Source organism: Streptomyces sp. ITFR-16 (genome assembly GCF_031844705.1).
In the GTDB taxonomy this organism is placed as follows: domain Bacteria; phylum Actinomycetota; class Actinomycetes; order Streptomycetales; family Streptomycetaceae; genus Streptomyces.
This window is the reverse complement of record NZ_CP134609.1, coordinates 369,195-392,319: the sequence shown is the minus strand read 5'-3', so window position 1 is coordinate 392,319 and position 23,125 is coordinate 369,195. Positions and strand designations below refer to the sequence as shown.

Annotated in this window: 20 protein-coding genes and 1 pseudogene; 15 read left to right on the top strand and 6 right to left on the bottom strand. The window is 73.8% G+C overall.

The genetic code is table 11. The annotated features are described in order from the left end of the window. Nucleotides 1-6 precede the first annotated feature (6 nt). A pseudogene (locus RLT58_RS01820) lies at nt 7-1,979 on the bottom strand (SpoIIE family protein phosphatase). A gap of 296 nt (nt 1,980-2,275) precedes the next feature. Here RLT58_RS01820 and RLT58_RS01815 point away from each other — a divergent pair. The 4 genes from RLT58_RS01815 to RLT58_RS01800 all read left to right on the top strand — a co-directional run bounded on the left by RLT58_RS01815 (nt 2,276) and on the right by RLT58_RS01800 (nt 5,878). Next, the gene (locus RLT58_RS01815; protein WP_311308578.1) at nt 2,276-2,533 is read left to right on the top strand and encodes a WhiB family transcriptional regulator; all 258 of its coding nucleotides are present in this window, start codon (nt 2,276-2,278) and stop codon (nt 2,531-2,533) included. A 74-nt stretch (nt 2,534-2,607) separates the two neighbouring features. Further along, the gene (locus RLT58_RS01810; protein WP_311308577.1) at nt 2,608-2,943 is read left to right on the top strand and encodes a YkvA family protein; all 336 of its coding nucleotides are present in this window, start codon (nt 2,608-2,610) and stop codon (nt 2,941-2,943) included. Between the two features lie 173 nt (nt 2,944-3,116). Next, on the top strand, nt 3,117-5,267 hold the full coding sequence (locus RLT58_RS01805; protein WP_311308576.1) for a discoidin domain-containing protein: 2,151 nt from the start codon (nt 3,117-3,119) through the stop codon (nt 5,265-5,267). A 101-nt stretch (nt 5,268-5,368) separates the two neighbouring features. Next, nucleotides 5,369-5,878, top strand: a complete 510-nt coding sequence (locus RLT58_RS01800; protein ID WP_311308575.1) for a mycothiol transferase — start codon at nt 5,369-5,371, stop codon at nt 5,876-5,878. A 3-nt stretch (nt 5,879-5,881) separates the two neighbouring features. Here RLT58_RS01800 and RLT58_RS01795 read toward each other — a convergent pair whose 3' ends face one another. After that, entirely contained in the window at nt 5,882-6,676 is a 795-nt protein-coding gene (locus RLT58_RS01795; RefSeq protein WP_311308574.1) for an AraC family transcriptional regulator, read from the bottom strand. Between the two features lie 99 nt (nt 6,677-6,775). Between RLT58_RS01795 and RLT58_RS01790 the strand changes: the two genes are divergently transcribed. Further along, entirely contained in the window at nt 6,776-7,207 is a 432-nt protein-coding gene (locus RLT58_RS01790; protein ID WP_311308573.1) for a PTH2-like family protein, read from the top strand. A 39-nt stretch (nt 7,208-7,246) separates the two neighbouring features. Here the strand turns inward: RLT58_RS01790 and RLT58_RS01785 are convergent, their stop codons facing one another. The 3 genes from RLT58_RS01785 to RLT58_RS01775 all read right to left on the bottom strand — a co-directional run bounded on the left by RLT58_RS01785 (nt 7,247) and on the right by RLT58_RS01775 (nt 10,855). After that, nucleotides 7,247-8,296, bottom strand: coding sequence for a polyprenyl synthetase family protein (locus tag RLT58_RS01785; RefSeq protein WP_311308572.1), 1,050 nt, complete (start codon nt 8,294-8,296; stop codon nt 7,247-7,249). Beyond that, nucleotides 8,293-9,357 (bottom strand): tetratricopeptide repeat protein, encoded by a 1,065-nt coding sequence (locus tag RLT58_RS01780; RefSeq protein ID WP_311308571.1) that lies wholly within the window; start codon nt 9,355-9,357, stop codon nt 8,293-8,295. Before RLT58_RS01780 ends, RLT58_RS01785 begins: the two co-directional genes overlap by 4 nt. Before the next feature lie 217 nt (nt 9,358-9,574). Next, nucleotides 9,575-10,855 carry a phosphoribosyltransferase family protein gene (locus RLT58_RS01775; protein WP_311308570.1) on the bottom strand — a complete coding sequence of 427 codons (1,281 nt, stop codon included), beginning with the start codon at nt 10,853-10,855 and terminating at the stop codon, nt 9,575-9,577. A gap of 222 nt (nt 10,856-11,077) precedes the next feature. On the opposite strand from RLT58_RS01775, the gene RLT58_RS01770 reads away from it, so the two are divergent. From RLT58_RS01770 to RLT58_RS01725, 10 genes are read left to right on the top strand one after another with little or no spacing between them, the layout of a single operon-like run. Continuing rightward, nucleotides 11,078-12,334 (top strand): ATP-grasp domain-containing protein, encoded by a 1,257-nt coding sequence (locus RLT58_RS01770; protein ID WP_311308569.1) that lies wholly within the window; start codon nt 11,078-11,080, stop codon nt 12,332-12,334. Then, nucleotides 12,331-13,164, top strand: a complete 834-nt coding sequence (locus tag RLT58_RS01765; RefSeq protein ID WP_311308568.1) for a Rossmann-like domain-containing protein — start codon at nt 12,331-12,333, stop codon at nt 13,162-13,164. Before RLT58_RS01770 ends, RLT58_RS01765 begins: the two co-directional genes overlap by 4 nt. Then, the gene (locus RLT58_RS01760; protein ID WP_311308567.1) at nt 13,161-14,294 is read left to right on the top strand and encodes a PLP-dependent cysteine synthase family protein; all 1,134 of its coding nucleotides are present in this window, start codon (nt 13,161-13,163) and stop codon (nt 14,292-14,294) included. Before RLT58_RS01765 ends, RLT58_RS01760 begins: the two co-directional genes overlap by 4 nt. Beyond that, nucleotides 14,291-15,370 carry a dipeptide epimerase gene (locus RLT58_RS01755; protein ID WP_311308566.1) on the top strand — a complete coding sequence of 360 codons (1,080 nt, stop codon included), beginning with the start codon at nt 14,291-14,293 and terminating at the stop codon, nt 15,368-15,370. The genes RLT58_RS01760 and RLT58_RS01755 overlap by 4 nt, the downstream gene beginning before the upstream one ends. Next, entirely contained in the window at nt 15,367-16,620 is a 1,254-nt protein-coding gene (locus tag RLT58_RS01750; protein WP_311308565.1) for an MFS transporter, read from the top strand. Before RLT58_RS01755 ends, RLT58_RS01750 begins: the two co-directional genes overlap by 4 nt. A 10-nt stretch (nt 16,621-16,630) precedes the next feature. Then, the gene (locus RLT58_RS01745) at nt 16,631-17,440 is read left to right on the top strand and encodes a class I SAM-dependent methyltransferase (RefSeq protein ID WP_311308564.1); all 810 of its coding nucleotides are present in this window, start codon (nt 16,631-16,633) and stop codon (nt 17,438-17,440) included. Nucleotides 17,441-17,487: 47 nt separating this feature from the next. Then, complete coding sequence (locus RLT58_RS01740; protein WP_311308563.1) at nt 17,488-19,095, top strand: ABC transporter substrate-binding protein; 1,608 nt, start codon at nt 17,488-17,490, stop codon at nt 19,093-19,095. Continuing rightward, nucleotides 19,092-20,045, top strand: a complete 954-nt coding sequence (locus RLT58_RS01735; protein ID WP_311308562.1) for an ABC transporter permease — start codon at nt 19,092-19,094, stop codon at nt 20,043-20,045. Before RLT58_RS01740 ends, RLT58_RS01735 begins: the two co-directional genes overlap by 4 nt. After that, a complete protein-coding gene (locus RLT58_RS01730; RefSeq protein WP_311308561.1) occupies nt 20,045-20,926 on the top strand; it encodes an ABC transporter permease in 882 nt (293 codons plus the stop codon). Before RLT58_RS01735 ends, RLT58_RS01730 begins: the two co-directional genes overlap by 1 nt. Beyond that, nucleotides 20,923-22,449 carry an ABC transporter ATP-binding protein gene (locus RLT58_RS01725; RefSeq protein WP_311308560.1) on the top strand — a complete coding sequence of 509 codons (1,527 nt, stop codon included), beginning with the start codon at nt 20,923-20,925 and terminating at the stop codon, nt 22,447-22,449. The genes RLT58_RS01730 and RLT58_RS01725 overlap by 4 nt, the downstream gene beginning before the upstream one ends. Here RLT58_RS01725 and RLT58_RS01720 read toward each other — a convergent pair. Continuing rightward, a complete protein-coding gene (locus RLT58_RS01720; RefSeq protein ID WP_311308559.1) occupies nt 22,435-23,109 on the bottom strand; it encodes a formylglycine-generating enzyme family protein in 675 nt (224 codons plus the stop codon). The two genes, RLT58_RS01725 and RLT58_RS01720, sit on opposite strands and share 15 nt — an antisense overlap. Between the last annotated feature and the right edge of the window lie 16 nt (nt 23,110-23,125).

Here is a 23,125-nt window from a genome sequence, read left to right as displayed (position 1 = left end):
CCGCCGTCACCCCTCGGGAACCCGGGCGATCAGCAGCGCCACGTCGTCGTGGTCCTGCGGGTCCCGCAGCTCGCGCAGCAGCCGGTCACAGGTCTCCTCCAGGGACGCGTCCGAGGCGTGGAGCAGGGTGAGCAGCGTGTCCAGCCGGGTGTCGATGTCGTTGTCCCGGGTCTCCACCAGCCCGTCCGTGTACAGGACCAGCCGGTCACCGGGGCCGAGCGGCACCGTGGCATCGCTGAACGGCACCCCGCCCACGCCGAGCGGAGCCCCCGTCGGCAGGTCGAGCAGGCGCGGCGTACCGCCGGCGGGGATCAGCACGGGGGCAGATGCCCCGCGGTGCTCACCCGGCACAGGGCGGTCCCGGGGTCGTACACGGCATAGACACAGGTGGCGAACCACGGGTCCAGGTCGGCGGTGATCTCGTCCAGGTGCCCGAGCACCTCGGCCGGGCGCAGACCGAGCCGTGACAGCGTCTGGGTGGCGGTGCGCAGCCGCCCCATCGTGGTGGCCGCGTTGATCCCGCTGCCCATCACATCGCCCACCACCAGGGCGGTCTGCCCGCCCCGCATCCCGATGACGTCGAACCAGTCGCCGCCGACCTCGTACCGCGAGGCCGCCGGCCGGTAGCGGGACGCCACATCCAGGCCCACCGGCTCGTGGTGGTTGCGCGGCAGCATGCTGCGCTGGAGGGTGAGCGCCGTCTCGCGCTGCTGGCGGTACAGCCGCGCGTTGTCGATGCTGACCGCCGCGCGGGCGGCCAGCTCGGATGCGAGCGTCTCGTCGTCCTCGGTGAACGGCAGCGGGTTGTCCGTCCGGATGAGGTCGACCGCGCCCAGCACCTCGCCCCGGGCGATCAGCGGCACCGCCAGATAGGAGTGGGCCCCCGCCTCCGCGAGCAGCGCCGCCGAGCGGGCGTCGCGGGCGATGTACGAGAGCTTCTCCGCGTCGAGATACGGCTCCCGGACCGGCAGGCCGGTGCGCACACAGCGGGTCACCAGGCGGTCGGCGCCGTACTGGGCGGCATGGCCCGGCGGGTCGGCCGCCTCCACGACGGGGGTCGGCCGCGCGGCGACGACCGCAAGGGCCTGGATGAGGAGAGGGCCCTCGGTCAGCCCCGGGCGCCCCTTGAGCACACTGTCCAGCACGTCGACCGCCGCGACGTCGGCGAGCTCAGGCACCGTGACCTCCGCCAGCTCCAGGGCCGTCTGCTCGAGGTCCAGCGTGGTGCCGATGCGCACCGAGGCATCGGCGACCAGCGCCAGATGATGGCGGGCGCGTTCCGCCTCGGCGGCCGCCCGGTAGCGGTCGGTCACATCGATCAGCGAGACGGCCAGGCCCAGCACCCGGCCGCCGGAGTCGTCCAGCCGGTACAGCGAAACCGACCAGGCGCGGTCGGTGCCGGGATCGGCCCGGGTAGGGCCCACCAGCTCGTGCGACACCTGCGGGACCCCGCTCTCCAGGACCTCGCGCATCGCCGCCTCGACCGTCTCGGCGTCCAGGAAGGGCAGCACCTCACCGACCCGTCGGCCCAGGTGCTCGGGGGCGCTCAGCCCGTCCATCCGCTCCAGCGCGGTGTTGGCCGCCAGATAGCGAAGGTCGTGGCCGAGGACCGCCAGGCCGATCGGGGACTGGTCGACCAGGCGCACGGACAGCGCGAGATCACGCTCCACCCGGCGCAGGATCGACCCGTCGGCGGCCAGCCCCAGCGCGTAGAAGTCGCCGCGGTCGTCCTGGAGCCGCATGTTGCGGAACTCCAGCAGCCGGGAGGTGCCGTCCTTGTGCTGCACAGGAAAGACGCCCGCCCACGCCTCACCGCTGCTCATGACCTCGGTGAACAGCCTCAGCACCAGGTCGAAGTGCTGCTCGTCGACCAGCAGCCGGGCGGCGAAGCGGCCGAGCGCCTCCTCGGCGGTGTAGCCGAGGAGCTCTTCCGCCTGGGGGCTCCACAGCACGATGCGTCCGTCGGTGTCGAGCACCATGGCCGCGACGCCGAGGACGTCCAGCAGACCTCCCTGGGGAGAGCGGCGCACACCCTCGCGGGGTGCCTCACCCCAGCCGGTCCGCATCTCATCAGTGCCGCCCACGGACGATCCTTCCCATGCCGTCACCGTGCCGGACGCAGGTCCGCTGTCTCCCATGGTCGCCCCGGAGCCACCGCCCCCGCAGCTTCGAGGAACGCGAAGAGGGTGCCGCAGGGGGTTTCGGCGGCCGGATGGCGGTCACCCGCAGCGTACTGAGACCTGTACACCGATACGACCGCAAGGAGTGGGACTTCATGGAGAACTGGCGCATGCACGCGGCCTGCCGCGACGAGGACCCCGACCTCTTCTTCCCCATCGGCAGCACCGGCCCGGCGCTGGTGCAGACCGAGGACGCCAAGGCGGTGTGCCGGGGCTGCCCCGTACAGGAGGAGTGTCTGCGATGGGCGCTGGAGAACGGGCAGGACACCGGGGTGTGGGGCGGACTGGGCGAGGCCGAGCGCCGGGCGCTGAAGCGCCGCAGCCGCCGGCAGGCCCAGCACCGGTCCGGCTGAGGATGCGGGCGGTGTCACATCCGCCGGGGCGGCGTTCCGCGGTGATCCGGCCGCCGGGGGGTAGAAGATAGAGCATGGACACCACGACCTGGATCATCGTCATCGCGGTGCTCGTGCTGCTCACCGCGGGTGTCGCCTGCGTCCTCGTGGTGCGGGTCTTCCGGGCCAGGAAGCTGCTGGTCGACGCGGGTATCCCGCTCCACAACAAGGCCCTGGTCTGGGCGGCGGTGCTCTACACCGTCTCGCCGGTCGACCTGCTGCCCGACCCCATCTATCTGGACGACATCGGCTTTCTGCTGATGGCGCTGCATTCGCTGCACGCCGCGGCCCGGGCCGCCGGTATCGGCACCGGCGGCGGCGAGGGCCGGCCGCTGGAGAAGGCGGAGCCGACCGGCCGCTCCGTGCCGTAGGGGCGCCCCGTCCCGGGGCCGTGCGAAGAACCCGCGCAACCGAACGCGTCACTCTCGTTGACAGCTGAACAAGTACACGTCACTCTCCTGGGAGAGCGCTCTCCCATTCGGTTACGGGACACCGATCCCGCACTCTTCTCTCAGGAGAGAATGTGCACAGAGCTTGCGCAGCCATGCCCGCGAGACCGCGAACGGGCACGCTGCTGATCACGCTTCTCGCCCTTCTCGCGTCGTCGCTCGTGATGCTCACGGCGACGTCCGCCCGGGCGGCGGAATCCCTGCTGTCGCAGGGGAGGACCGCCACCGACTCCTCGCACGAGGGAGCCGGCTACGCGGCGTCCGCCGCCGTCGACGGAGACCTGACCGGCACCCGCTGGGCCAGTCAATGGAGCGACCCGCAGTGGCTCCAGGTGGACCTGGGCGCCACCGCGGACCTCAGCAGGGTCGTGCTGACCTGGGAGTCCGCCTACGGCAAGGCGTACGAGATCCAGGCCTCGGACAACGGCTCCGACTGGCGCACCCTGAAGACTGTGACCAACGGCGACGGCGGCACGGACGACCTGGCCGTCTCCGGCTCCGGACGGTACGTCAGGATGTACGGCACCGCCCGCGCCGGCGGATACGGCTACTCCCTCTGGGAGTTCCAGGTCTACGGCACCACCGGCGGCACACCCCCGGCCACCGGCGGAGCGGTCCGCGTCACCGGGTCGCAGGGCAACTGGCAGCTGACCGTGGACGGCAAGCCGTACCAGGTCAAGGGCCTGACCTGGGGGCCGTCCGTCGCCGACGCGGCCCGCTATCTGCCCGACCTGAAGTCCATGGGCGTCAACACCATCCGCACCTGGGGGACCGACGGCTCCTCCAAGCCGCTCCTCGACGAGGCGGCGGCCAACGGGATCCGGGTGGTCAGCGGCTTCTGGCTCCAGCCGGGCGGCGGGCCGGGCAGCGGCGGATGCGTCAACTACCTGACGGACGACGCGTACAAGTCGTCCTCGCTCACCGAGTTCGCCAAGTGGGTCGACACATACAAGAGCCACCCCGGCGTGCTCATGTGGAACGTCGGCAACGAGTCGGTCCTCGGGCTGCAGAACTGCTACAGCGGCGACGAGCTGGAGCGGCAGCGCAACGCCTACACCACCTTCGTCAACGACGTGGCGAAGAAGATCCACACCATCGACCCGGACCACCCGGTGACCTCGACCGACGCCTGGACGGGCGCCTGGCCGTACTACAAGCGAAACGCCCCCGACCTCGACCTGTACTCGGTCAACTCCTACGGCGACATCTGCGGGGTGCGCGGCGCCTGGGAGTCCGGCGGCTACAACAAGCCCTACATCATCACCGAGGGCGGACCGGCCGGTGAGTGGGAGGTGCCGGACGACGCCAACGGCGTCCCGGACGAGCCCACCGACGTGCAGAAGGCCGAGGGGTACACCAAGGCCTGGAACTGCATCACCGCCCACCAGGGCGTCGCGCTGGGCGCCACCCTCTTCCACTACGGCACGGAGCACGACTTCGGCGGCGTCTGGTTCAACCTGGTGCCGGACGGCAAGAAGCGGCTCTCGTACTACGCCCTGAAGAAGGCGTACAAGGGCTCCACCGCCGGCGACAACACCCCGCCCGTCATCAGCAACATGACGGTCCAGAACGCGGGCGGGGCTCCTGCCGGCAAGGAGTTCACCGTCGGCGCGGACATCCGGGACCCGGACAACGACGCCCTCACGTACAAGATCTATCTCAGCGGCAACTACGCCACCGGTGACAAGGGCCTGGTCGAGGCCACCTGGCGGTCCACCGGCAACGGCACCTTCGCGGTGACGGCGCCGGAGCGGCTCGGGGTGTGGAAGGTCTACATCCAGGCCGAGGACGGCCACGGCAACGCCGGCATCGAGACCAAGTCGGTCAAGGTCGTGGTGCCCCCGGTCGGCGGCACCAACCTGGCCCTCGGCCGGCCCACCACCGCCACCTCCGCGCAGGCCGGCAGCAGCGGCTGCCCCTGCACCGCCGCGATGGCGACCGACGGCAGGATGGACACCCGGTGGGCCAGCGACTGGAGCGACCCGCAGTCGATCCAGGTCGACCTGGGGGAGCGCAAGTCCTTCCGCCACCTCCAGCTGGTGTGGGACCCGGCGTATGCCAAGTCCTACGAGGTGCTGGTCTCGGACGACGGCAGCTCCTGGCGCTCGGTGTACTCCACCACCAGCGGCAACGGTGACGCCGACGACCTCGACATCGCGCAGACCGCCCGCTATGTGAAGCTCAGCCTCACCCAGCGGGGCACGGCCTGGGGCTACTCGCTCTGGGAGTTCGGCGTCTACAGCTGACCGTCCGGCGGGCGCCGGTGGGCAACGCCTCCCACCGGCGCCCGCCGCCGTGAGGCGTGTCGATGACGGGGCGTGCGCGGGGGAGCGGCCATGGTGAATCCATGAACGTCGCTGACATTTTGACGGACGGGTACGCCCGCATCCAGGAGACCGTGCACGCGGCCGTCGAGGGTCTGGAACCCGACGACCTCCACACCCGCCTCGACGACGGCGCGAACACGATCGCCTGGCTGGTGTGGCATCTGACCCGGGTCCAGGACGACCACATCGCGGACGCGGCCGGGACCGAGCAGATCTGGTTCGCCCAGGACTGGGAGTCCCGGTTCGATCTGCCGCTCGCCGAGGGCGCGACCGGCTACGGGCACAGCAGCAAGCAGGTCGAGGCCGTCCGGGTCGGCTCGGCGGAGCTGCTGCTCGGCTACCACGACGCCGTGCACGAGCGCTCGCTCGCCTTCATCCGGGACCTCGACGGCAAGGCGCTCGACCGCGTCGTGGACGAGGCCTGGTCGCCGCCCGTCACCCTGGGCGTACGGCTGGTCAGCGTGCTGTCCGACGACCTCCAGCACGCCGGGCAGGCCGCCTTCGTCCGGGGTGTGCTGGAGCGCCGCTAGGCCCTAGCGTGTGCGGGCGTAGTGCGCCGGGCCCGTGCCCACGATCCGCTTGAAGTGGCGGGTCAGATGGGACTGGTCGTAGAAGCCCGCCGAGGCTGCCACCGCCGACGGCGGCATGCCGCCCAGCAGCAGCCGGCGGGCGAGATCGATCCGGCGGCCCGTGAGGTACTGGTGCGGCGCCATGCCGAACTCACGGCTGAAGGCCCGTACCAGATGCGCGTGATGGGCGTGCAGCCGCGCGGCCGCCTCCTGGAGCGTGATCCCCTCGACGAACCGCTCGTCCAGCAGGTCCCGCAGCCGGTGGGCGACCCGGCGGTCGTGGACGTACCGGGCGGGTTCGGCGCGGTTGCGCAGATGCTGTTCGAGCCGCTCCGAGACGAGCGCGAGGCGGCTCGCGGCCTCCAGCTCGTCGCCGGGGCCGGCGAGGGTGCGGTGCAGGCGGTCGATGCGCCCGCGCAGCGCCGGATCGTGCACCACGGGCCGGTCGACGGCCATGCCGACCAGCTCCTCGTCGACCTGGCCGACGTTGAGGTACAGGACCCGCTTGCGAAAGCCCTCGGCGCCGGCGGCCTCCCCGTTGTGCGGGACGTGCGGCGGCAGGAGCGTCACCGTGTGGGTGAGCACGCCGTGCTCGTGATGGTCCAGGTCGTAGCGCACCATGCCCTCGTCCACCAGGAGCAGCGTCCACGTGTCGTGCGTGTGCATCGGGTAGGCGTGGTCGGTGAAGTGCGCGTGGAAGACCTCTTCGATGCCCTCCACGGGCGGACACCACGCGGTGATGTCCGGACGGGCAGCCATGACCCGATCGTACGCCGGGCGGTGCGCGCGCCCGCGTCGGGCCGCGGCGTGCAAAGTTCGTACAAGACCGCGCGGTGGCCGCCCCGGCAGCCTGGGGGCATGACAGCCGATAACGCCCCCGTCCGCTTCGACACCAAGATCGCCGTACTGCTCCGGGAGGACCTGGAGACCTGGCAGCGGCTGAACGTCACGGCCTTCCTGGTCAGCGGTCTCGCAACCGCCGTGCCCGAGGTCGTCGGCGAGCCGTACACCGACGCCGACGACACCCCCTACCTGCCGATGTTCCGCCAGCCGGTGATGGTCTTCGAGGGAACGAAGGAGATGCTGACGACCGCCCACAGCCGTGCGGTCTCCCGGGGCGTGCACCTGTCGGTGTTCACGTCCGATCTCTTCGCGACGGGCAACGACCGGGACAACCGGGCCGCCGTGCGCGCGGTGCACCGGGATGCCCTGGACCTCGTCGGGCTGGCCGTGCACGGCCCCCGCAACGCGGTGGACAAGATCCTCAAGGGCGCGTCGATGCACCGCTGAACCCGGCCCGGCGCCTCCCGGAGGCGCCGGGCCCGCACGTCACACCGTGCGTTCGACGACGTACGGGAGGAGCGTGAGGATCTCGTCCAGGGCGTCGGGCGCGAGCGGGACGCTGTCCAGGCAGGCGCGGGCGCTCTCCAGATGCCGGTGCGCCTCGGCCGCGGCGGCCGCCCGCCCGCCGGCGTCCTCGGTCAGCTCGGCCGCCCGCCGGACCGCGGTGTCGTCGAGCGGCCCGCCGCCGCGCAGCAGGGCGCCCAGCTCCGTGGCGGCCGGGCCGGCGGCGGCGAGCGCGGCCAGGACGGGGTACGTCTTCTTGCGGCGCCGCAGATCGCTGTGGACGGGCTTGCCCGTGACCGCCGGATCGCCCCAGATCCCCAGCACGTCGTCCGCGCACTGGAAGGCCACGCCGAGATGGCGCCCGGCGGCGGTGAGGGCGTCGGCCTCCGTGCGTCCGGCGCCGCCGAGCACCGCTCCCAGGCCGGCCGCGCACCCGAGCAGGGAGCCCGTCTTGTGTTCGGCCATCAGCCGGTACTCGTGCGGCTGCACGGCCTCGGGGCCGGTCCAGGGCCGCGACTCGAAGAGCAGGTCGTCGGCCTGGCCGCGCACCAGGTCGTTGAGCGTCCCGGCCAGCAGCCGGACCGCCCGGACACACTGCGGGCCGGGGGCGTCGGCCAGGGTCTGCACGGCCTGCGCGAACAGCGCGTCGCCCGCGAGAACGGCGGGCCCGGTCCCGTACGCCTTCCAGGCGGTGGCGCGCCGTCTGCGCGTCTCGTCGCCGTCCATGATGTCGTCGTGGAGCAGGGAGAAGGTGTGGATCAGCTCCACGGCGACCGCGCCCAGGACCGCGCTCTGCGGCTTCGCTCCGACGGCCTGCGCGCCGAGCACGGCCAGGGCCTGGCGGACCCCCTTGCCCTGCGCGCCGGGGATCTCGCCGCCGTCCACGCCGTCCCAGCCGAGCGAGAACGCGGTGATCTCCCCGTGCCACGGGTGCAGTTGCCGCACGGTCCGGGCCAGGGCGGGACGGACGAGGTCGCGGCAGCGGGAGAGTATCTGCGGCGCCGTGGCCCGCTGGGTCACCGGGGGCGTCATCGGCGCGCGCTCTCTGCGGACACGGCGTCACGGGCCGGCGTCACACCCAGCTCCGCGTAGGCCTTGTCGACCATGTCACGGGCGTTGAGCAGCCCGATCCGGTCGAGCGTGTCGCGCAGCGCGTCCAGATCGGCGGCGGTCTCCTCTGCGTCCCGGCCGAGCCGGGCGAGCGACTTCACCAGGCCGAGCCGGGACAGGGCCTCGCCCCGGGGCTCCGTCATGGCGCGGAACTCCTCCAGGGCCCCTTCGTACTCCCTCCGGGCCTCCTCGTACCGTCCGGCGCGGTAGAGCACGTTGGCGCGCATCTTGTGGTTGTAGGCGAGCGCGCTGGACAACTTCATCTCCCGGCAGGTGCGTTCGGCCTCGGAGAGCAGGGCGAGCGCGCGTTCGGGGTCGTGGTCCCGGACGGAGATGATGTCGGCCATGCCGCGCAGCGCCCAGGCCCGGCCCCGCCGGTCGTCGGCGTCCCCGGCCAGCTGCGCCGCCTCCTCGAACATGGCCAGCGCGGTGTCGAAGGAGCCGGTGTTGCGGTGGATCTGCGCGATGCCCTCCAGGGCCCAGACGGTGTGCCGGGCCTCGCCGCGTGCCCGGGCCTCGGCGAGCAGCTGCTCGTGCAGCGCCGCGACGGTCCGGTAGTCGCCCTGGATGCGCCCGGTCTCCGCGAGACCGGCGAGCGAGTAGCCGCGTGCGACGACGTCGCCGCCCTTCTTGCCCATGTCCGCGGCCAGCCCCAGGAGGCGGAAGGCCAGGCGGAGCGCGCCGCGCTGACGGGCGAGGGTCCCGCCGCTCCACAGCGCCCAGGCCATCGCGCCGGCGTCCCCGGCCGACCGGGCGGCCCGGTAGCTGGCCTTCCAGGCCCGGTCGGCGTCCTGTACGTGACCGAGGCGGCGGTGTGCCTCGGCGACGGCGAGCCCGGTACGGGCCACCTCCTGCTGGGACCCGGAGAGTTCGGCCGCTTCCAAGTGGCGGATGCCCTCGGCCAGTACGTCCGTGAGAGCGGCGTTCACGGACATCTTGGTGAGGGCGCCTTGGTACTCGGGCGCCAGTGCTTTGCTGTGCATGGGAGCCTTTCGCGCGCGGACAGCGGGCTCCGGAACAGCTATACGCTGCGTGTATACATGCAGCGTATAGTACGCCGGTGCTCCGACCTGTGCGCTCATGGGGGGCTGGGCGAGCTTCGTCGTGTGCGGGGGTACCGCCTTGCTGTGGATCAAGACGACGTATGCGCGCCGAGGGTTGCTTCGTGATCGGCGAAAGCGCGTACGGGGCGCTGCCGCGTCAGCCGGCCCGGTCCGTCAGATGGGCGGTGAACCATGCGCGGGCCAGCTCGGCGACTTCGTCCAGGGCCCCCGGCTCCTCGAAGAGGTGGGTCGCCTCCGGGATGACGTCGAGCCTGTTCTCGCAGCGGAGTTCCGCCTGTGCCTGCCGGTTGAGCTCCAGGACGCGCGGGTCTCGGCCGCCCACGATCAGCAGGGTCGGCGCCCGGACCTCGCCGAGCAGGTCCCCCGCGAGATCGGGCCGGCCGCCGCGCGAGACGACCGCGCCGATCCCCGTACCGGCGACGGCCGCCGCCCGCAGCGCGGCGGCGGCTCCGGTGCTCGCGCCGAAGACGCCGAGGGGGCCGGGGGCGTGCCGCCGCAGCCAGCCGGCCGCGTCCATCAAGCGGTCGGCCAGGGTCTCGATGTCGAAGACGCTGGCGCGCTCGGCCTCCTCGGCGGGGGTGAGCAGGTCGAACAGGAGGGTGCCCAGGCCCGCCCGGTTCAGGGCCGCCGCCACCGACCGGTTGCGCGGGCTGTGCCGGCTGCTGCCGGAGCCGTGGGCGAACATCACGACGGCCCCGCCGCCCGGTGCCGTCGTCAGTTCGCCGGGCAGCACCACGCCGCCCGCCTCGACGTCCACCTCGGACGCCGTCGCGGGGGCCGGCCGGCCGGCGGCCCGCGCCAGCAGCGCCACCACGTCCTCGTCCGGCGTCTGGTCGAAGTCCCGGTACCACTGGCCCACCGCGGAGAACCCCGGCGGCGTCGACAGGCAGACCAGCTCGTCCACCTCGCCCCGGAGCCGGGCCGCCGCGTCCGGCGATGCGACCGGTGCGGCCAGCGCCACGTGCGCCGCGCCCTGCGCACGCGCCACGGTGCACGCGGCCAGCGCGGTGGCGCCGGTGGCGATGCCGTCGTCCACCACGATCACCGTGCGCCCGGCGAGCGGAACGCGCGGCCGGTCACCCCGGAACGCCTGCGCCCTGCGCAGCAGTTCACTTGTCTCGGCGCGCTCGACCTCGGTGATGTCGGCCTCCGACAGGCCGCCTCGGCGCACGATGTCGTCGCTGATGATCCGGACGCCGCCCTCCCCGATCGCGCCGAAGCCCAGCTCCGGGTGGTGCGGGACGCCGAGCTTGCGGACCACGATCACGTCCAGGGGTGCGCCCAGCTCCCGGGCCACCTCGAAGGCCACCGGAACCCCGCCGCGCGGCAGGCCCAGGACGACCGGATCGCTCTGTGCCAGGGGCGCCAGGGCCTCGGCGAGCCGTTGTCCCGCTTCGGTGCGGTCGGTGAACAGCACGGGGGTTCACCCCAGATCGGGGGAGGGGGAATGCCGCATACCTCCTTCGAATCAACCTCATGGGCCGGTGGCCCGCAAGCCGGCGGCGGTGTGCGTGCAGGGTTTAGCTAGATGACAATGAAAACGATTGTCGTTAACGTGTGCGGGGTCAGGCGCACGGCCCCCGACCGGGTGCCGCCGTGCGCCCGGCGTCCTGCAACCGTGCGGTGAAGAGGGGTAGTCGTGGCGCATCTGCTGATGGTCGAGAGCTGGGTCGGATCGATGAGCAGACTTCTGCCACGGGCGATCCGGGAGGGCGGACACGAGTTCACCTTCCTCACCCGCGACCTCCATCACTACCTGCGCGCCGCGCCCGAGGCAGTCCGCCACCCGCTCCTCTCGGCCCGCCATGTGCTCACGGCGCCCACCAACGACGCGGCCGAGCTGCTGCCGTTCGCCGAACGGGCCCACCGGGCCCTGGCGTTCGACGGGGTGATCACGTCCTGCGACTACTACCTCCCGCTCGCCGCGAGGATCGCGGCCCGGCTCGGTCTTCCGGGCCCCGCCCCCGATGCGGTGGAGAACGCCTGCCGCAAGGACGCCACCCGCGAGGTCCTGGCCCGTGCGGGAGTGCCGGGCCCCCGGTTCGCCGTCTGCGGGGACTGGGCGCAGACCCTGGACGCGGCACAGCGGATCGGGATGCCCCTGGTGCTCAAGCCCGTCGACCTGTGCGCCGGGATGTTCGTGCGGCGCGTCGACGACGAGAAGGGGCTCGCCGAGGCCCACCGCGCGCTCGCGGACTTCCCCGTCAACGCGCGGGGCCAGCGGCGCGCCCCCGAGGTGCTCCTCGAAGAGCTGCTGCACGGCCCCGAAGTCAGCGTGGAGACCGTCACGTTCGCCGGACGCACTCAGGTGGTCGGGGTGACCGACAAGAGCATCGGCGGCGCGCCCGCCTTCGTGGAGACGGGTCACATGTTCCCCGCCGCGCTCACCGACGACGACGCCCGCACGGCCCGCGAGACCGCCGTCCTGGCCGTCGAGGCGCTCGGCCTCGACGCCGTCGTGGCGCACACCGAGATCAAACTCACCCCGGACGGCCCCCGCGTGGTCGAGGTCAACCCCCGCCCGGCCGGCAACCGCATCACCGAACTGATCCGCCATGTGACCGGGATCGACCTCGCCGCCGCCTGCGTCAGCGTGGCGCTGGGCCGGGAACCGGACCTCCGCCCGCGCGCCACCGGGCTGTGCAGCGCGGCCATCGGCTTCCTGGTGCCCGGCACCGGGGGAGTGCTGGACCGGATCGACGGCGACGACGCGGTGGGCGAGGCCCCGGACGTCCTGGAGTTCAGCCTCGCGGCCCCCGGCACCCCGGTCACCGCCGCCGGCAGCAACAACGAGTACCTGGGCCATGTGATGACCGGCGACGCCGAAGGGCCGGGAGCCCGCGCCCGCGCCGACGCGCTTCTCGCCCGGCTGCACCCCCAGGTGGTGACCAGGTGACCGCCGGCACCACCGAGGCGCCCGCCGCCCTCTCGTACGAGGAACTCGTCTCCCGGGTACTGGCCTGCGGATACGGCCCCGACCCCCGCACCCTGCGCATCACGACGGCCTTCACCACCCACCAGTCCGTGGGGCACCCCGGCCGCCGGGGCGGATACCGCAACGAGGTGCTGAGCCTGCGGCTGGCCGAGGCCGTCGGCTCCTGCGCCGTCGAGCCCGGCGAACTGCCCGACGGCGCGGTCGACGACTGTGTGCGGGCCGACGCCGCCACCCTGCTCGCCCATCCACGGCCGGCGGTGCGGATCGCCGCGCTCGACGCCTACCTCATGCATGTGCGGCCGCACGGCCCGGCGTCCGGGGCCCGGCCCTGGCCGCTGCCGGCGGGCGGCTCGCTGGAGAAGTCCCGGGCCCGGGCGCGCGGCGTCGTCGGCCTGCTCGACGTACCGCCCGGCTCCACCGTGCTCGTCGTCGGCGTCGTCAACTCGCTCCTGGAGGCGCTGCGCGAGCGCGGCATCTCCTACCTACCGTGCGACCTCAAGGGCGGTACGACGGAGTGGGGTGAGCCGGTACGGACCGGCGCGGCGGCCGAACTCGACGGCTGCGACGCGGTCCTCGCCTCCGGGATGACCCTCGGCAACGGCACCTTCGAACAGCTCAGGACGCACGCCCTGCGGCACGGCAAGCCGCTCGTGATGTTCGCCCAGACCGGCAGCGCCGTACTCCCGCACTTCATCGGCTCCGGAGTCACCGCCGTGTCCGCCGAGCCGTATCCCTTCTTCTGGCTCGACGGCGGTCCCGGCACCCTCCACCGCTACGGAGGCGCCCAGTGACGACCGCGCTCCTGCGCCCGGCGGGCAACCGGGAACTGCTCGGCCTCGTCGGGCGCACCCCGCTGGCCCGCATCACCGCCGACCTGCCCTGCGCACACCCCGGATTCTGGGCCAAACTCGAAGGCTTCGGCGTCGGCGGGATGAAGGCGCGCGCCGCCGTGTCCATGCTGCTCGGAGCCGAGGAGCGCGGCGAACTCCTGCCGGGCGCGCCCGTGGTGGAGTCCACCTCCGGCACCCTCGGCATCGGACTGGCCTTCGCGGGCCAGGCGCTCGGCCACCCCGTCGTGCTCGTCGGTGACACCGAACTCGGACCCTCCATGCGCCAGTTGCTGTGCTCCCACGGCGCCCGGCTCGAACTCGTCGACCGGCCCGCCGACCGGGGCGGCTGGCAGGCGGCCCGGCTGGCCAGACTCCGCGAACTGCTCACCGCGCTGCCGGGCGCCTACTGGCCCGACCAGTACAACAACCCCGACAACACCGCCGGGTACGCCTCGCTCGCCGCCGAGATCGCCGACCGCCTCGACCGGGTGGACGTGCTGGTGTGCAGCGTCGGCACGGGCGGGCACAGCGCGGGAGTCGCCGCCCCGCTGCGCCGGCGCTGGCCCGCGCTGCGGCTCATCGGGGTCGACGCCACCGGCTCGGCCATCTTCGGCCAGCCGGCCAGGGCCCGGCTGATGCGCGGACTGGGCAGCAGCATCCACCCGCGCAATGTCGCCCACGAGCAGTTCGACGAGATCCACTGGGTCGGGCCCGCCGAGGCCGCCGACAGCTGCCGCAGGCTGGCCCGGGACAACTTCGTCAGCGGCGGCTGGAGCACCGGGGCCGTCGCCCTCGTCGCGGCCTGGGCCGCCCGGACGCACCCCGGCGCCGTCGTCGCCACCGTCTTCCCCGACGGGCCCCACCGCTACCTCGGCAGCATCTACGACGACGGGTTCAACGCCCTGCACCGTCTGGACCGGACGACCACGGCGACCCGCCCCGTCGAGATCCGCCACCCGCGCGCGACGGAGGCCACCGGCTGGACGCGCTGCGCCGCGCCCGCCGGACGCCGCAACGCGCCGCGCCCGCCGCTCACCCGCCCCCGGACGCCCGCCGTCCGTCTGCCGTACGAACCGGAGGAGCGCCGATGAAGAGCACCCTGCGCACGGTGCGGCTGCGGCTCGCCGAGCCCCTGCGGATCTCCCGCTCCACCACGACGGCCCGGCACGCCGTCCGGCTGTCCCTCGAACACCAGGGACTCCACGGCCACGGCGAAGCCGTCACCAGCGTCTACTACGGACTCGACACCCAGGCCCTGGAACAGTGGCTGCACCGCCGGGGCCGCGAACTCGCCCGGTACCCCGATCCGGAGACGGCCCTCGCCGCCCTCCCCGAAAGGGCGCCCGGCACACCCCCATTGGTGGCGGCTGCCGTGGAGTCGGCGCTGCTCGACCTCGTCGGCAAGCGCGCCGCGACCCCCGTCCACCGGCTCCTCGGCACCGCCGCCGCTCCGGCCGCCGCGACCGCCCGCACCATCGGCATCACCGCGCCCGGCCACGCCGCCGCCCTCGCCGCCCGGCTGACGGACCAGGGGTTCTCGGTCATCAAGCTCAAGGCGGGGTCGGCCGACCCCGAGGACGACGTGGCCCGCGTGCGCGCCGTACGCGCCACCGCCCCCCACGTACGCCTGCTGCTCGACCCGAACGGCGGCTGGAGCGCGTCCGCCGCCCCCGCGCTGCTGGGCCGCTTCGCGGAGCTGGGGGTGGAGGCCGTCGAACAGCCCGTCCCGCCCGGCGATCCCGAGGGGCTGGCCCGGCTCGCCGCGCGTTCACCTCTGCCGGTCATCGCGGACGAGGACGCGGTGGACATCGAGGACGCCCGACGGCTCGCCGGCCGCGTCCACGGCATCAACGTCAAGCTCGCCAAGTGCGGAGGAGCGCGCGCCGCCCTGCGCATCGCGGAACTGATCGCGGGCAGCGGCACCCACCTCATGCTCGGCTGCCTCACCGCCAGTTCCCTCGGCCTCGCCCCCGCCGTGCACCTCGCGGACCGTGCCCGATGGACCGACCTGGACGGCCACCTCCTGCTCGCCCACGACCCGTGGACGGGGATCGGCGGAACCGACGGCACCGTGCGCGTGAGCGGCCGCCCGGGGCTCGGGGTCCACCCCCGCCCCCCGTTCGACGGCGCCCGCGCGGGCGTCCGGGAGAGCGGGGCGCGGTCATGAGGACCTGGCGCGAGATACGCGGTTTCACCCCGGCCGTACGGCTGCTGCTGGTCAACCAGTTCGGTGTCAACACCGGCTTCTATCTGCTCGTCCCCTATCTGGCCGTGCACCTGAGCCGGGACCTCGGCATGTCCGCCGCGGTCGTCGGTCTGGTGCTCGGTGTGCGCAACCTCAGCCAGCAGGGCCTGTTCCTCATCGGCGGCTCCGCCTCCGACCGGCTGGGCGCACGAGGAGTGATCATCACCGGCTGCGGACTGCGGACCGTGGGCTTCGCCCTCTTCGCGCTCGGCGACGGGACCGCGGTGCTGCTCGCCGCCTCCGTACTGAGCGGACTCGCCGGTGCGCTGTTCAACCCCGCCGTCCGTGCCTACCTGGCCCAGGAGGCGGGGGAGCGCAGGGCCGAGGCCTTCGCACTGTTCAACGTCTTCGCGACGACCGGCGCCCTCGTCGGCCCGCTCCTCGGCAGTGCGCTGCTCCTCGTCGACTTCCGGGCGGCGGCCCTCACCGCGGCCGGACTCTTCGCCGTCCTGACCCTCGCCCAGGCCCTGGTGCTGCCGCCGCGCCGCGTCGCCCCGGCGGCGGGCGGCGTGCTCGCCGACTGGCGCGAAGTGGTGGGCAACCGCGCGTTCATGGCGTTCGCGCTCGCCATGGTGGCCATGGTCGCGCTGGAGAGCCAGCTCTATCTCCTGCTGCCCGAGGGGGCGCGCCGGGCCACCGGATGGGACGGCGCGGCAGGGCTGGTCTTCCTCGTCGCCACCCTCGCCGGTCTGGGGCTCCAGCTGCGCATCACCCGGGCCCTGAAGCGCCGGGGCAGCCGGGCCACCTGGATCAGCGGCGGCCTCGCCCTGATGGCCGCCGCCTTCGTCCCGCCCATGCTGGTGACGCCGGGCGGCGGAGACGGGGCGCTGGGCGCCGTGCTGCGCGCACTGCCCGTGCTGGTGGGGGTCCTGCTGCTGCAGACCGGCCTGATGATCGCCCAGCCGTTCGTGATGGAGCTGGTCCCCGGCTTCGGCCGCGCCCGCCTCACCGGCACCTACTTCGGGGTGTTCTACGTCGTCTCCGGCATCGCCGCCGCGCTCGGCAACGCGGCGGTCGGCTGGGCGATGGACACCGGCGGACGCACGGGCGCCGGCTGGCTGCCCTGGGCCTGCTGTCTGCTCCTGGGCCTGCTGTCCGCCGCCGGAGTCGCCCGGCTGCACCGGCTCGGCGCACTGCCGGCCGGGCAGCCCGCCGTACCGGCCCGGGCCTGAGGGGGCCGCGATGACCGACCCGAACCTGCTCACCGACAACCCGGCCCTCTACGAGGCGCGCTTCCCCGACCCGGACCGGCTCGCCGGCCGCTGGACGGATGCCTGCCTGACGTCGTACGGGGCCGGCGCCCGGGTCCTGGACCTCGGCTGCGGCACCGGCCGCGACGCCGCGTACCTCCATGCCGCAGGCCGTACGGTGACCGGCGCCGACCTCTCCGACGCCATGCTCCGCCACGCGGCCCGGCACCACCCCGGCCCGGACTACCGGCGGGCCGACCTGCGCGCCTTCGACCTGGGCGCCGGGGAGTTCGACGCCGTCGTCTGCCTGGACAGCGCCCTGCTGTACTGCCGGACCGACGCCGAACTCCTCGGCTGCCTCGCCTCCTGCCGGCGGGCGCTCGCCCCCGGCGGGCTGCTCGTCGCGGAGATGCGCAACGGTGCGTACTTCCTCGGCCGGGCGGACCTGTCCGCCACCTCGTCCGTCCACACCTTCACCCACCGGGGCCGCACCTACCGCTCCGTCACCCGGCTCTCCGTGGACCCCGCCGCACGTCTCCTGCGCCGGTCGCGCACCTGGACCACCGACGACGGAGCACCCCCGGTCCAGCAGCGCTCGGCCTGGCGGCTGCTCCTCCCCGAAGAGCTGCGCCGGACCCTCGCCACGGCCGGGTTCGAGGTGCTCGCGCTCCACGACGGGCCCGGCCCGCGTACCGAACCTCCCTGGCGCGAGCACGACGTACCGGCCGGGACCACGACGTCCGACCGCCTCCACCTGACCGCCCGCCGCACGGACAGCCGTACCGCCGCGCCGCGTGCCTGAACGGGCCCGTCCCCGCCCCACCTCCACGACCGACCAAGGACACCTCCATGCACGCTGACCACGCCCCTTCTCCTTCCCCTTCGCCCGCCCGCTTTCCGGGTCTGCGCCGCCGCGGCTTCCTCGCGGCCTCCGGAGCGGTCGGCGCCCTCGCCCTCGCCGGCTGCGCCGACACCTCCCGTACCGAGCCGTCCGACGGGAAGGGCGACGGCACACCCAGGCGCGGGGGCCGGCTGAGAGCGGCTTTCGCCGGGGGCGGCGCGAGCGAGACACTCGACCCGCACCTGAGCAATCTGTTCGCCGACGCCGCCCGGGCCAAGGCCCTCTACGACAAGCTCGCCGACTACGGCGCCGACCTCGCCGCCCGGCCCCGCCTCGCCGCCTCCTGGGAGCCCGACAGCGCCCTGAAGCGCTGGAAGGTCTCCCTGCGCGAGGCGGTCTTCCACGACGGGAAGCCGGTGACGGCGGCCGATGTCCTGCACAGCTACCGGCGCATCGCCGACCCCCAACGCGCCTTCCGGGCCAGGGCCTCGCTCGAACCGATCGACCTGGCGGCCAGCCGGGCCCTGGACGAGCGGACCGTCGAGTTCGTCCTGAAGCGGCCGACCGCCGAATTCCCGAACATCCTGGCCGCGTTCGGCGCCTACATCATTCCCGCGACGGCCCGCGAGGGCGACTTCGACCGCAAGCCGGTCGGCAGCGGTCCCTTCCGCTTCGTCTCCTTCGCACCCGGCCGCTCCACCGTCCTCAGGCGCAACGACGCCTACTGGGAGGGCGCACCCCATCTGGACGAGCTGGAGTTCGTCGTCGCCAACGAGGAGTCCGCCCGCGTCAACGCCCTGCTCGGCGGCCAGGTCGAGTACGCCCACGAGCTGAACCCGGCCACCGCCCGCGCACACGAGAAGGGCGGGCGCATCACCGTCGTGCGGCTGCGCAACAGCGCGATGCAGTCCTTCGCCATGAAGAGCGACCGGCCGCCCTTCGACGACCGGCGGGTCCGCCAGGCCCTCTTCCTCGTCGCCGACCGCGAGGAACTCGTCCGCAGCGCCCTCTCCGGCGCCGGGGAGACAGGCAACGACCTCTTCGGGAAGGGGTACGAGTACTACGACGACAGCCTTCCCCAGCGCGAACAGGACCTCGGCCGGGCCCGCAGCCTGCTGAAGCGGGCCGGCGCGGAGGACCTGCGGATCACCCTCGACACCTCACCGGTCGCCGCCGGATTCACCGAGGCGGCCGCCGTCTTCCGGGACCAGGCCGCGAAGGCCGGCATCACCGTCGAGGTGCGCACCGGCAGCAAGGACACCTACTGGAAGGACATCCTCGACTCCGGCACCCTGTGCTGCTACCGCTCCGGCGCCATGCCCATCGAATCGCACCTGTCCCAGCGGTTGCTGACCGACTCGACCACCAATGCCACCCACTGGCGCCACCGCGACTTCGACGCCCTCTACCAGCAGGCCCAGTCGACGAGGGACCCGAAGGGGCGGGCCGCCGTCTACGCCCGCATGCAGCAACGCCTCCACACCGAGGGCCCGTTCCTGATCTGGGGCTTCGCGGACTGGATACTCGGCACCGCCCCCCGTGTCCGGGGCGTCGAGGAGCAGGCCCCCGCCAACACCCTCGACTGGGCCCGCTTCGACAAGGTGTGGCTGGCGTGAGCGCGACCCTGCCCTGGGTGGCCCGACGGCTGCTGCTCGGCGGCGCGCAGACTGCGGGCGTGGTCCTGCTCGTCTTCGCCGCCACCGAGGCGCTGCCCGGCGACGCCGCCGTGGCCCTCGCCGACGACCAGCCGGACCCGGCCCGGATCGAGGCCGTCCGGACCGCCATGCACCTGGACCGGCCCGCCCATGAACGCCTGCTGGACTGGTCGGCCGGGCTGCTCCACGGCGACCTCGGGGCCTCCCTGACCTCGGGGCGGCCCGTCGCCTCCGCCCTCGGCGACGCCGTCGGCCCGACCCTGATGCTCGCCGTGCCGACAATCCTGCTGCTGGTGCCGGCCGCGATCGGCCTCGGGGTGCTGGCGGCCCGCCACGAGGGCCGGGCCGCCGACCGGGCCGTCAGCGCGGTGCTGCTGGGCCTCTACGCCGTACCGGAGTTCGCCCTCGGGGTGCTGCTGGTCACCGTCCTGTCCCTGTGGCTCGGCTGGCTGCCGCCGACCGCGGTCGGCTACGGCACCGATCTGCTCGCCCACCCGGCCGCGCTGGTGCTGCCCGTCCTCGTCCTGCTCGCCCGCCCGGTGTGCTCGCTCGCCCGGCTGGTCCGCGCCGGCATGATCGACGCGCTGGCCTCGCCGTACGTGGCCCAGGCGCGCCGCTGCGGGCTCTCCCCGGCCCGTGTCCGCTACACCCACGCCCTGCCGAACGCGATCACCCCGGCCGCCCAGCAACTGGCCCGCACGATCGACTGGCTGCTGTGCGGGGTCGTGGTCGTGGAGGCCCTGTATGTGATCCCGGGGCTGGGCACGCTCCTGATGAACGCCGTCGCGGAGCGCGATCTGCCCATGGTGCAGGGGCTCGCGGTGGTGTTCGGCGCCGCGACGGTCCTGCTCAACATCGGGGCCGACCTGGTCACCCACCGCCTCGCTCCGCGTACGGGCGTGGCCGCGTGATGGCCGTCGCGGTGGCCCGCTCCCGGCGCGGGCTGAAACGACTTGTCGTCGGCCGCCCCCGCGGGGCCGCAGCCGTGCGCGGGAGGCGCCGGCGCTTCGTCCCCGGCCTGCTGATCATGGGCGTCCCGCTCGTACTCGCCCTGGCCGGGCCGCTGTTCGCGGGTGACGCCGGACCGCGCGGCACCTCGCTCACCGCCGGTGGCGGGCACCTGCTCGGCACGGACTTCACCGGCCGGGACGTCGTGCGGCAGATCCTGCTCGGCGGCCGGTCCGTCGTCCTGGTCGCCGTCGCGGCGACCGCCCTGGCCTACCTGGTGGCGCTGCCCGTCGGATTCGTCTGCGCCCTCACCCGCCGGGCCTGGCTGGAGGAGCTTGTGATGCGTCCGCTGGACATCCTGCTCTCCGTACCGTCGCTCCTCATGATCCTGCTGGTGGCCGCCGTCCTGGAACCCGGTCCGGCCGGGCTGGCCCTCCTGGTGGCGCTCGTCGCCATACCGGACGCGGCCCGGATCGTCCGGGCCGCCGGAGCCGAGGCCGCCTCGCGCCCGGCGGTCGAGGCGCTGCGCATGCAGGGCGAGAGCTGGGCGCGGATGGCGTTCGGGTACGTCGGACGCTCGGTCCTGCGGACCCTCGCCGCCGATGTGGGCGTCCGGCTGACCGGGGCGGTCTACCTCGTGGCCACGGCGGCGTTCCTCGGTGTGGGCGTCGCGCCGGACGCCGCCGACTGGGCGGTCATGGTGGACCGCAACCGCACCGGGCTGTTCGTCCAGCCCTGGGCGGCCGTGGTGCCCGCCCTGCTGATCGTCGCGCTCACCATGGGCGGGAACCTCCTCGTGGACGCCGCGCTCGCCCGTGGGAACCCCGAGGAGGAAAGCCGGTGACCGGCCGCGACCGGCCCGTCGCCGCGGTCGAGGGACTGACGGTGGAGATCGGCGGACGCGCCGTCGTCGACGGCGTGGACCTGCGGCTGCTGCCCGGGCGGATCACCGCGCTGGTGGGCGGTTCGGGCAGCGGCAAGACGACGACCGGACTCGCCCTGCTCGGCGAGTACCCCGCCGGCGCGCGGGTGACCGGGACGGTACGGGCGCCCGAAGGGCTGATCGGGTACGTCCCGCAGCATCCGGCGACCGTACTCAACCCGGTCCGCAGAGTCGGCGCGCTGCTCATGGACATCGCCCGGCAGCGGGTACGCCACCTGCCGAGGGCCCGGCGCGCGGCGGCGGCCCGGGAGCGGGTGCTCGACGCCCTGGACCGTGCCCGGCTGCCGGCGGCCGGGCCGCTGCTGCGCCGCTACCCGCACCAGCTCTCCGGTGGCCAGCAGCAGCGCGTGGTGCTGGCCCAGGTGCTCCTGCTCGGGGCACGGGCCGTGGTCGCGGACGAGCCCACCACCGGGCAGGACCCGCTCACCAAGCGCGGCATCGTGGACCTGCTGGCGGCCGTGGCCCGGCAGGGGATCGCCGTGCTGCTGCTCAGCCATGACGTCGATGTCGTCCGTGCCCTGGCCGACGACGTGGTCGTCCTGCGGGACGGGCGGATGACCGGCGCGCCGTGGACATCGCCCCTCCCCGTCGAAACCCGCGCGGGTGAGGGAGGCGGCGACCCCGGTGGGACCGTCCTCGAAGCACGCTCCCTCACCGCACGCCACGCGCGGACCCCGGTGCTCGACAGGGTGTCGCTCACCGTCCGCACCGGTGAATGTCTCGCCGTCATGGGCCGGTCAGGGAGCGGCAAGACGACACTGGCCCGCTGCCTGAGCGGCCTCCACGCGGACCACGACGGCGAGGTGCTGCTCGACGGCGCACCGCTGCCGCGCGGCCTGCGGGACCGTGACCGGCGTCAACTGGCGGGGGTGCAGTACGTCTTCCAGGACGCGAAGGCGTCCTTCGACGCGTACCGGCCCGTCCTCGACCAGATCGCCCGCACGGCGGTACGGCTGCGCGGGGCGGACCCGGGCGCGGCGAGGAGCGAGGCGCTGACCGTGCTGGACACCCTGGGCCTGCCGGCCGCACGCGTGGCGCGTCCGCCCGCGCGGTTGTCGGGCGGCGAGCTCCAGCGTGCGGCGCTGGCCCGCGCCCTGCTCGCCCGTCCCCGGGTGCTGGTCTGCGACGAGGTCGCCTCCGGGCTCGACCCGCTCACCCGGAGTTCCGTCCTCGGGCAGCTCACCGGGCTGGTGCGGACGGGGAGGATTCCGGCGCTCGTCCTGATCACCCATGACCTGGACACCGCCGCCCTGGCCGACCGGATCGCTGTCATGGAGCACGGCGAGGTCGTCGAGGCGCGAGCCACCGCCGATCTGCTGGGCTCGCCGCGCCATCCGTTCAGCCGCCAACTGGTCGCCGCCGCACACTCCTTGAGGGGTGAGAGGGAGGGCGCTCTGCCGGGCGGCGGCTCAGCCGTCTCCTGAGCGTGCGACGCGGAAACCCGTGTCGTCGATCCGGAACGTGGGATGGCTGCGCCGCCGGACCGACGCCCGGCAGCTCCAGCGCTCGTCGAACCAGCCGCCGCCGCGCAGCACCCGGTAGCCGCCGTACACCTCGGCGTCGTAGACGTCCCAGCACCACTCCCACACATTGCCCAGCGTGTCGTACAGCCCCCACGCGTTGGGCCGGCGTCCGCCGACCTCGTGCACCCGCTCCCCGGAGTTGCCGCGATGCCAGGCGATCTCGTCGAGCTGCCCGTACCGGGCCCCGGCCGTGCCGGCCCGGCAGGCGTGCTCCCACTCGGCCTCGGCCGGCAGCCGGTACCCGTCGGCCGCCGTGTCCCAGGTGATGTGGTCCGGCCCGCAGGCGGTCCGGTAGGCGGGGGCCAGCCCCTCGCCCAGGGAGAGGGCGTTGCAGAAGTGGACCGCGTCCAGCCAGGAGACGCCCTCGACGGGCAGCCGGTCCCCGCGCGCCGTGCTCGGCCGCTCGCCGGTGACCCGTGCGTACTGGGCCTGGGTGACGGGGTGCGCGGCGAGCCGGTACGGGGCGAGCTCCACGTCCCAACTGAGCTGTGTGCGGCGGTCGGACAGGGTGACCCGTCCGGGCGGAACGGCGATCAGCGGGATCTCGGTGCTGGTGTCCATGAGGCGGCGATCGTAG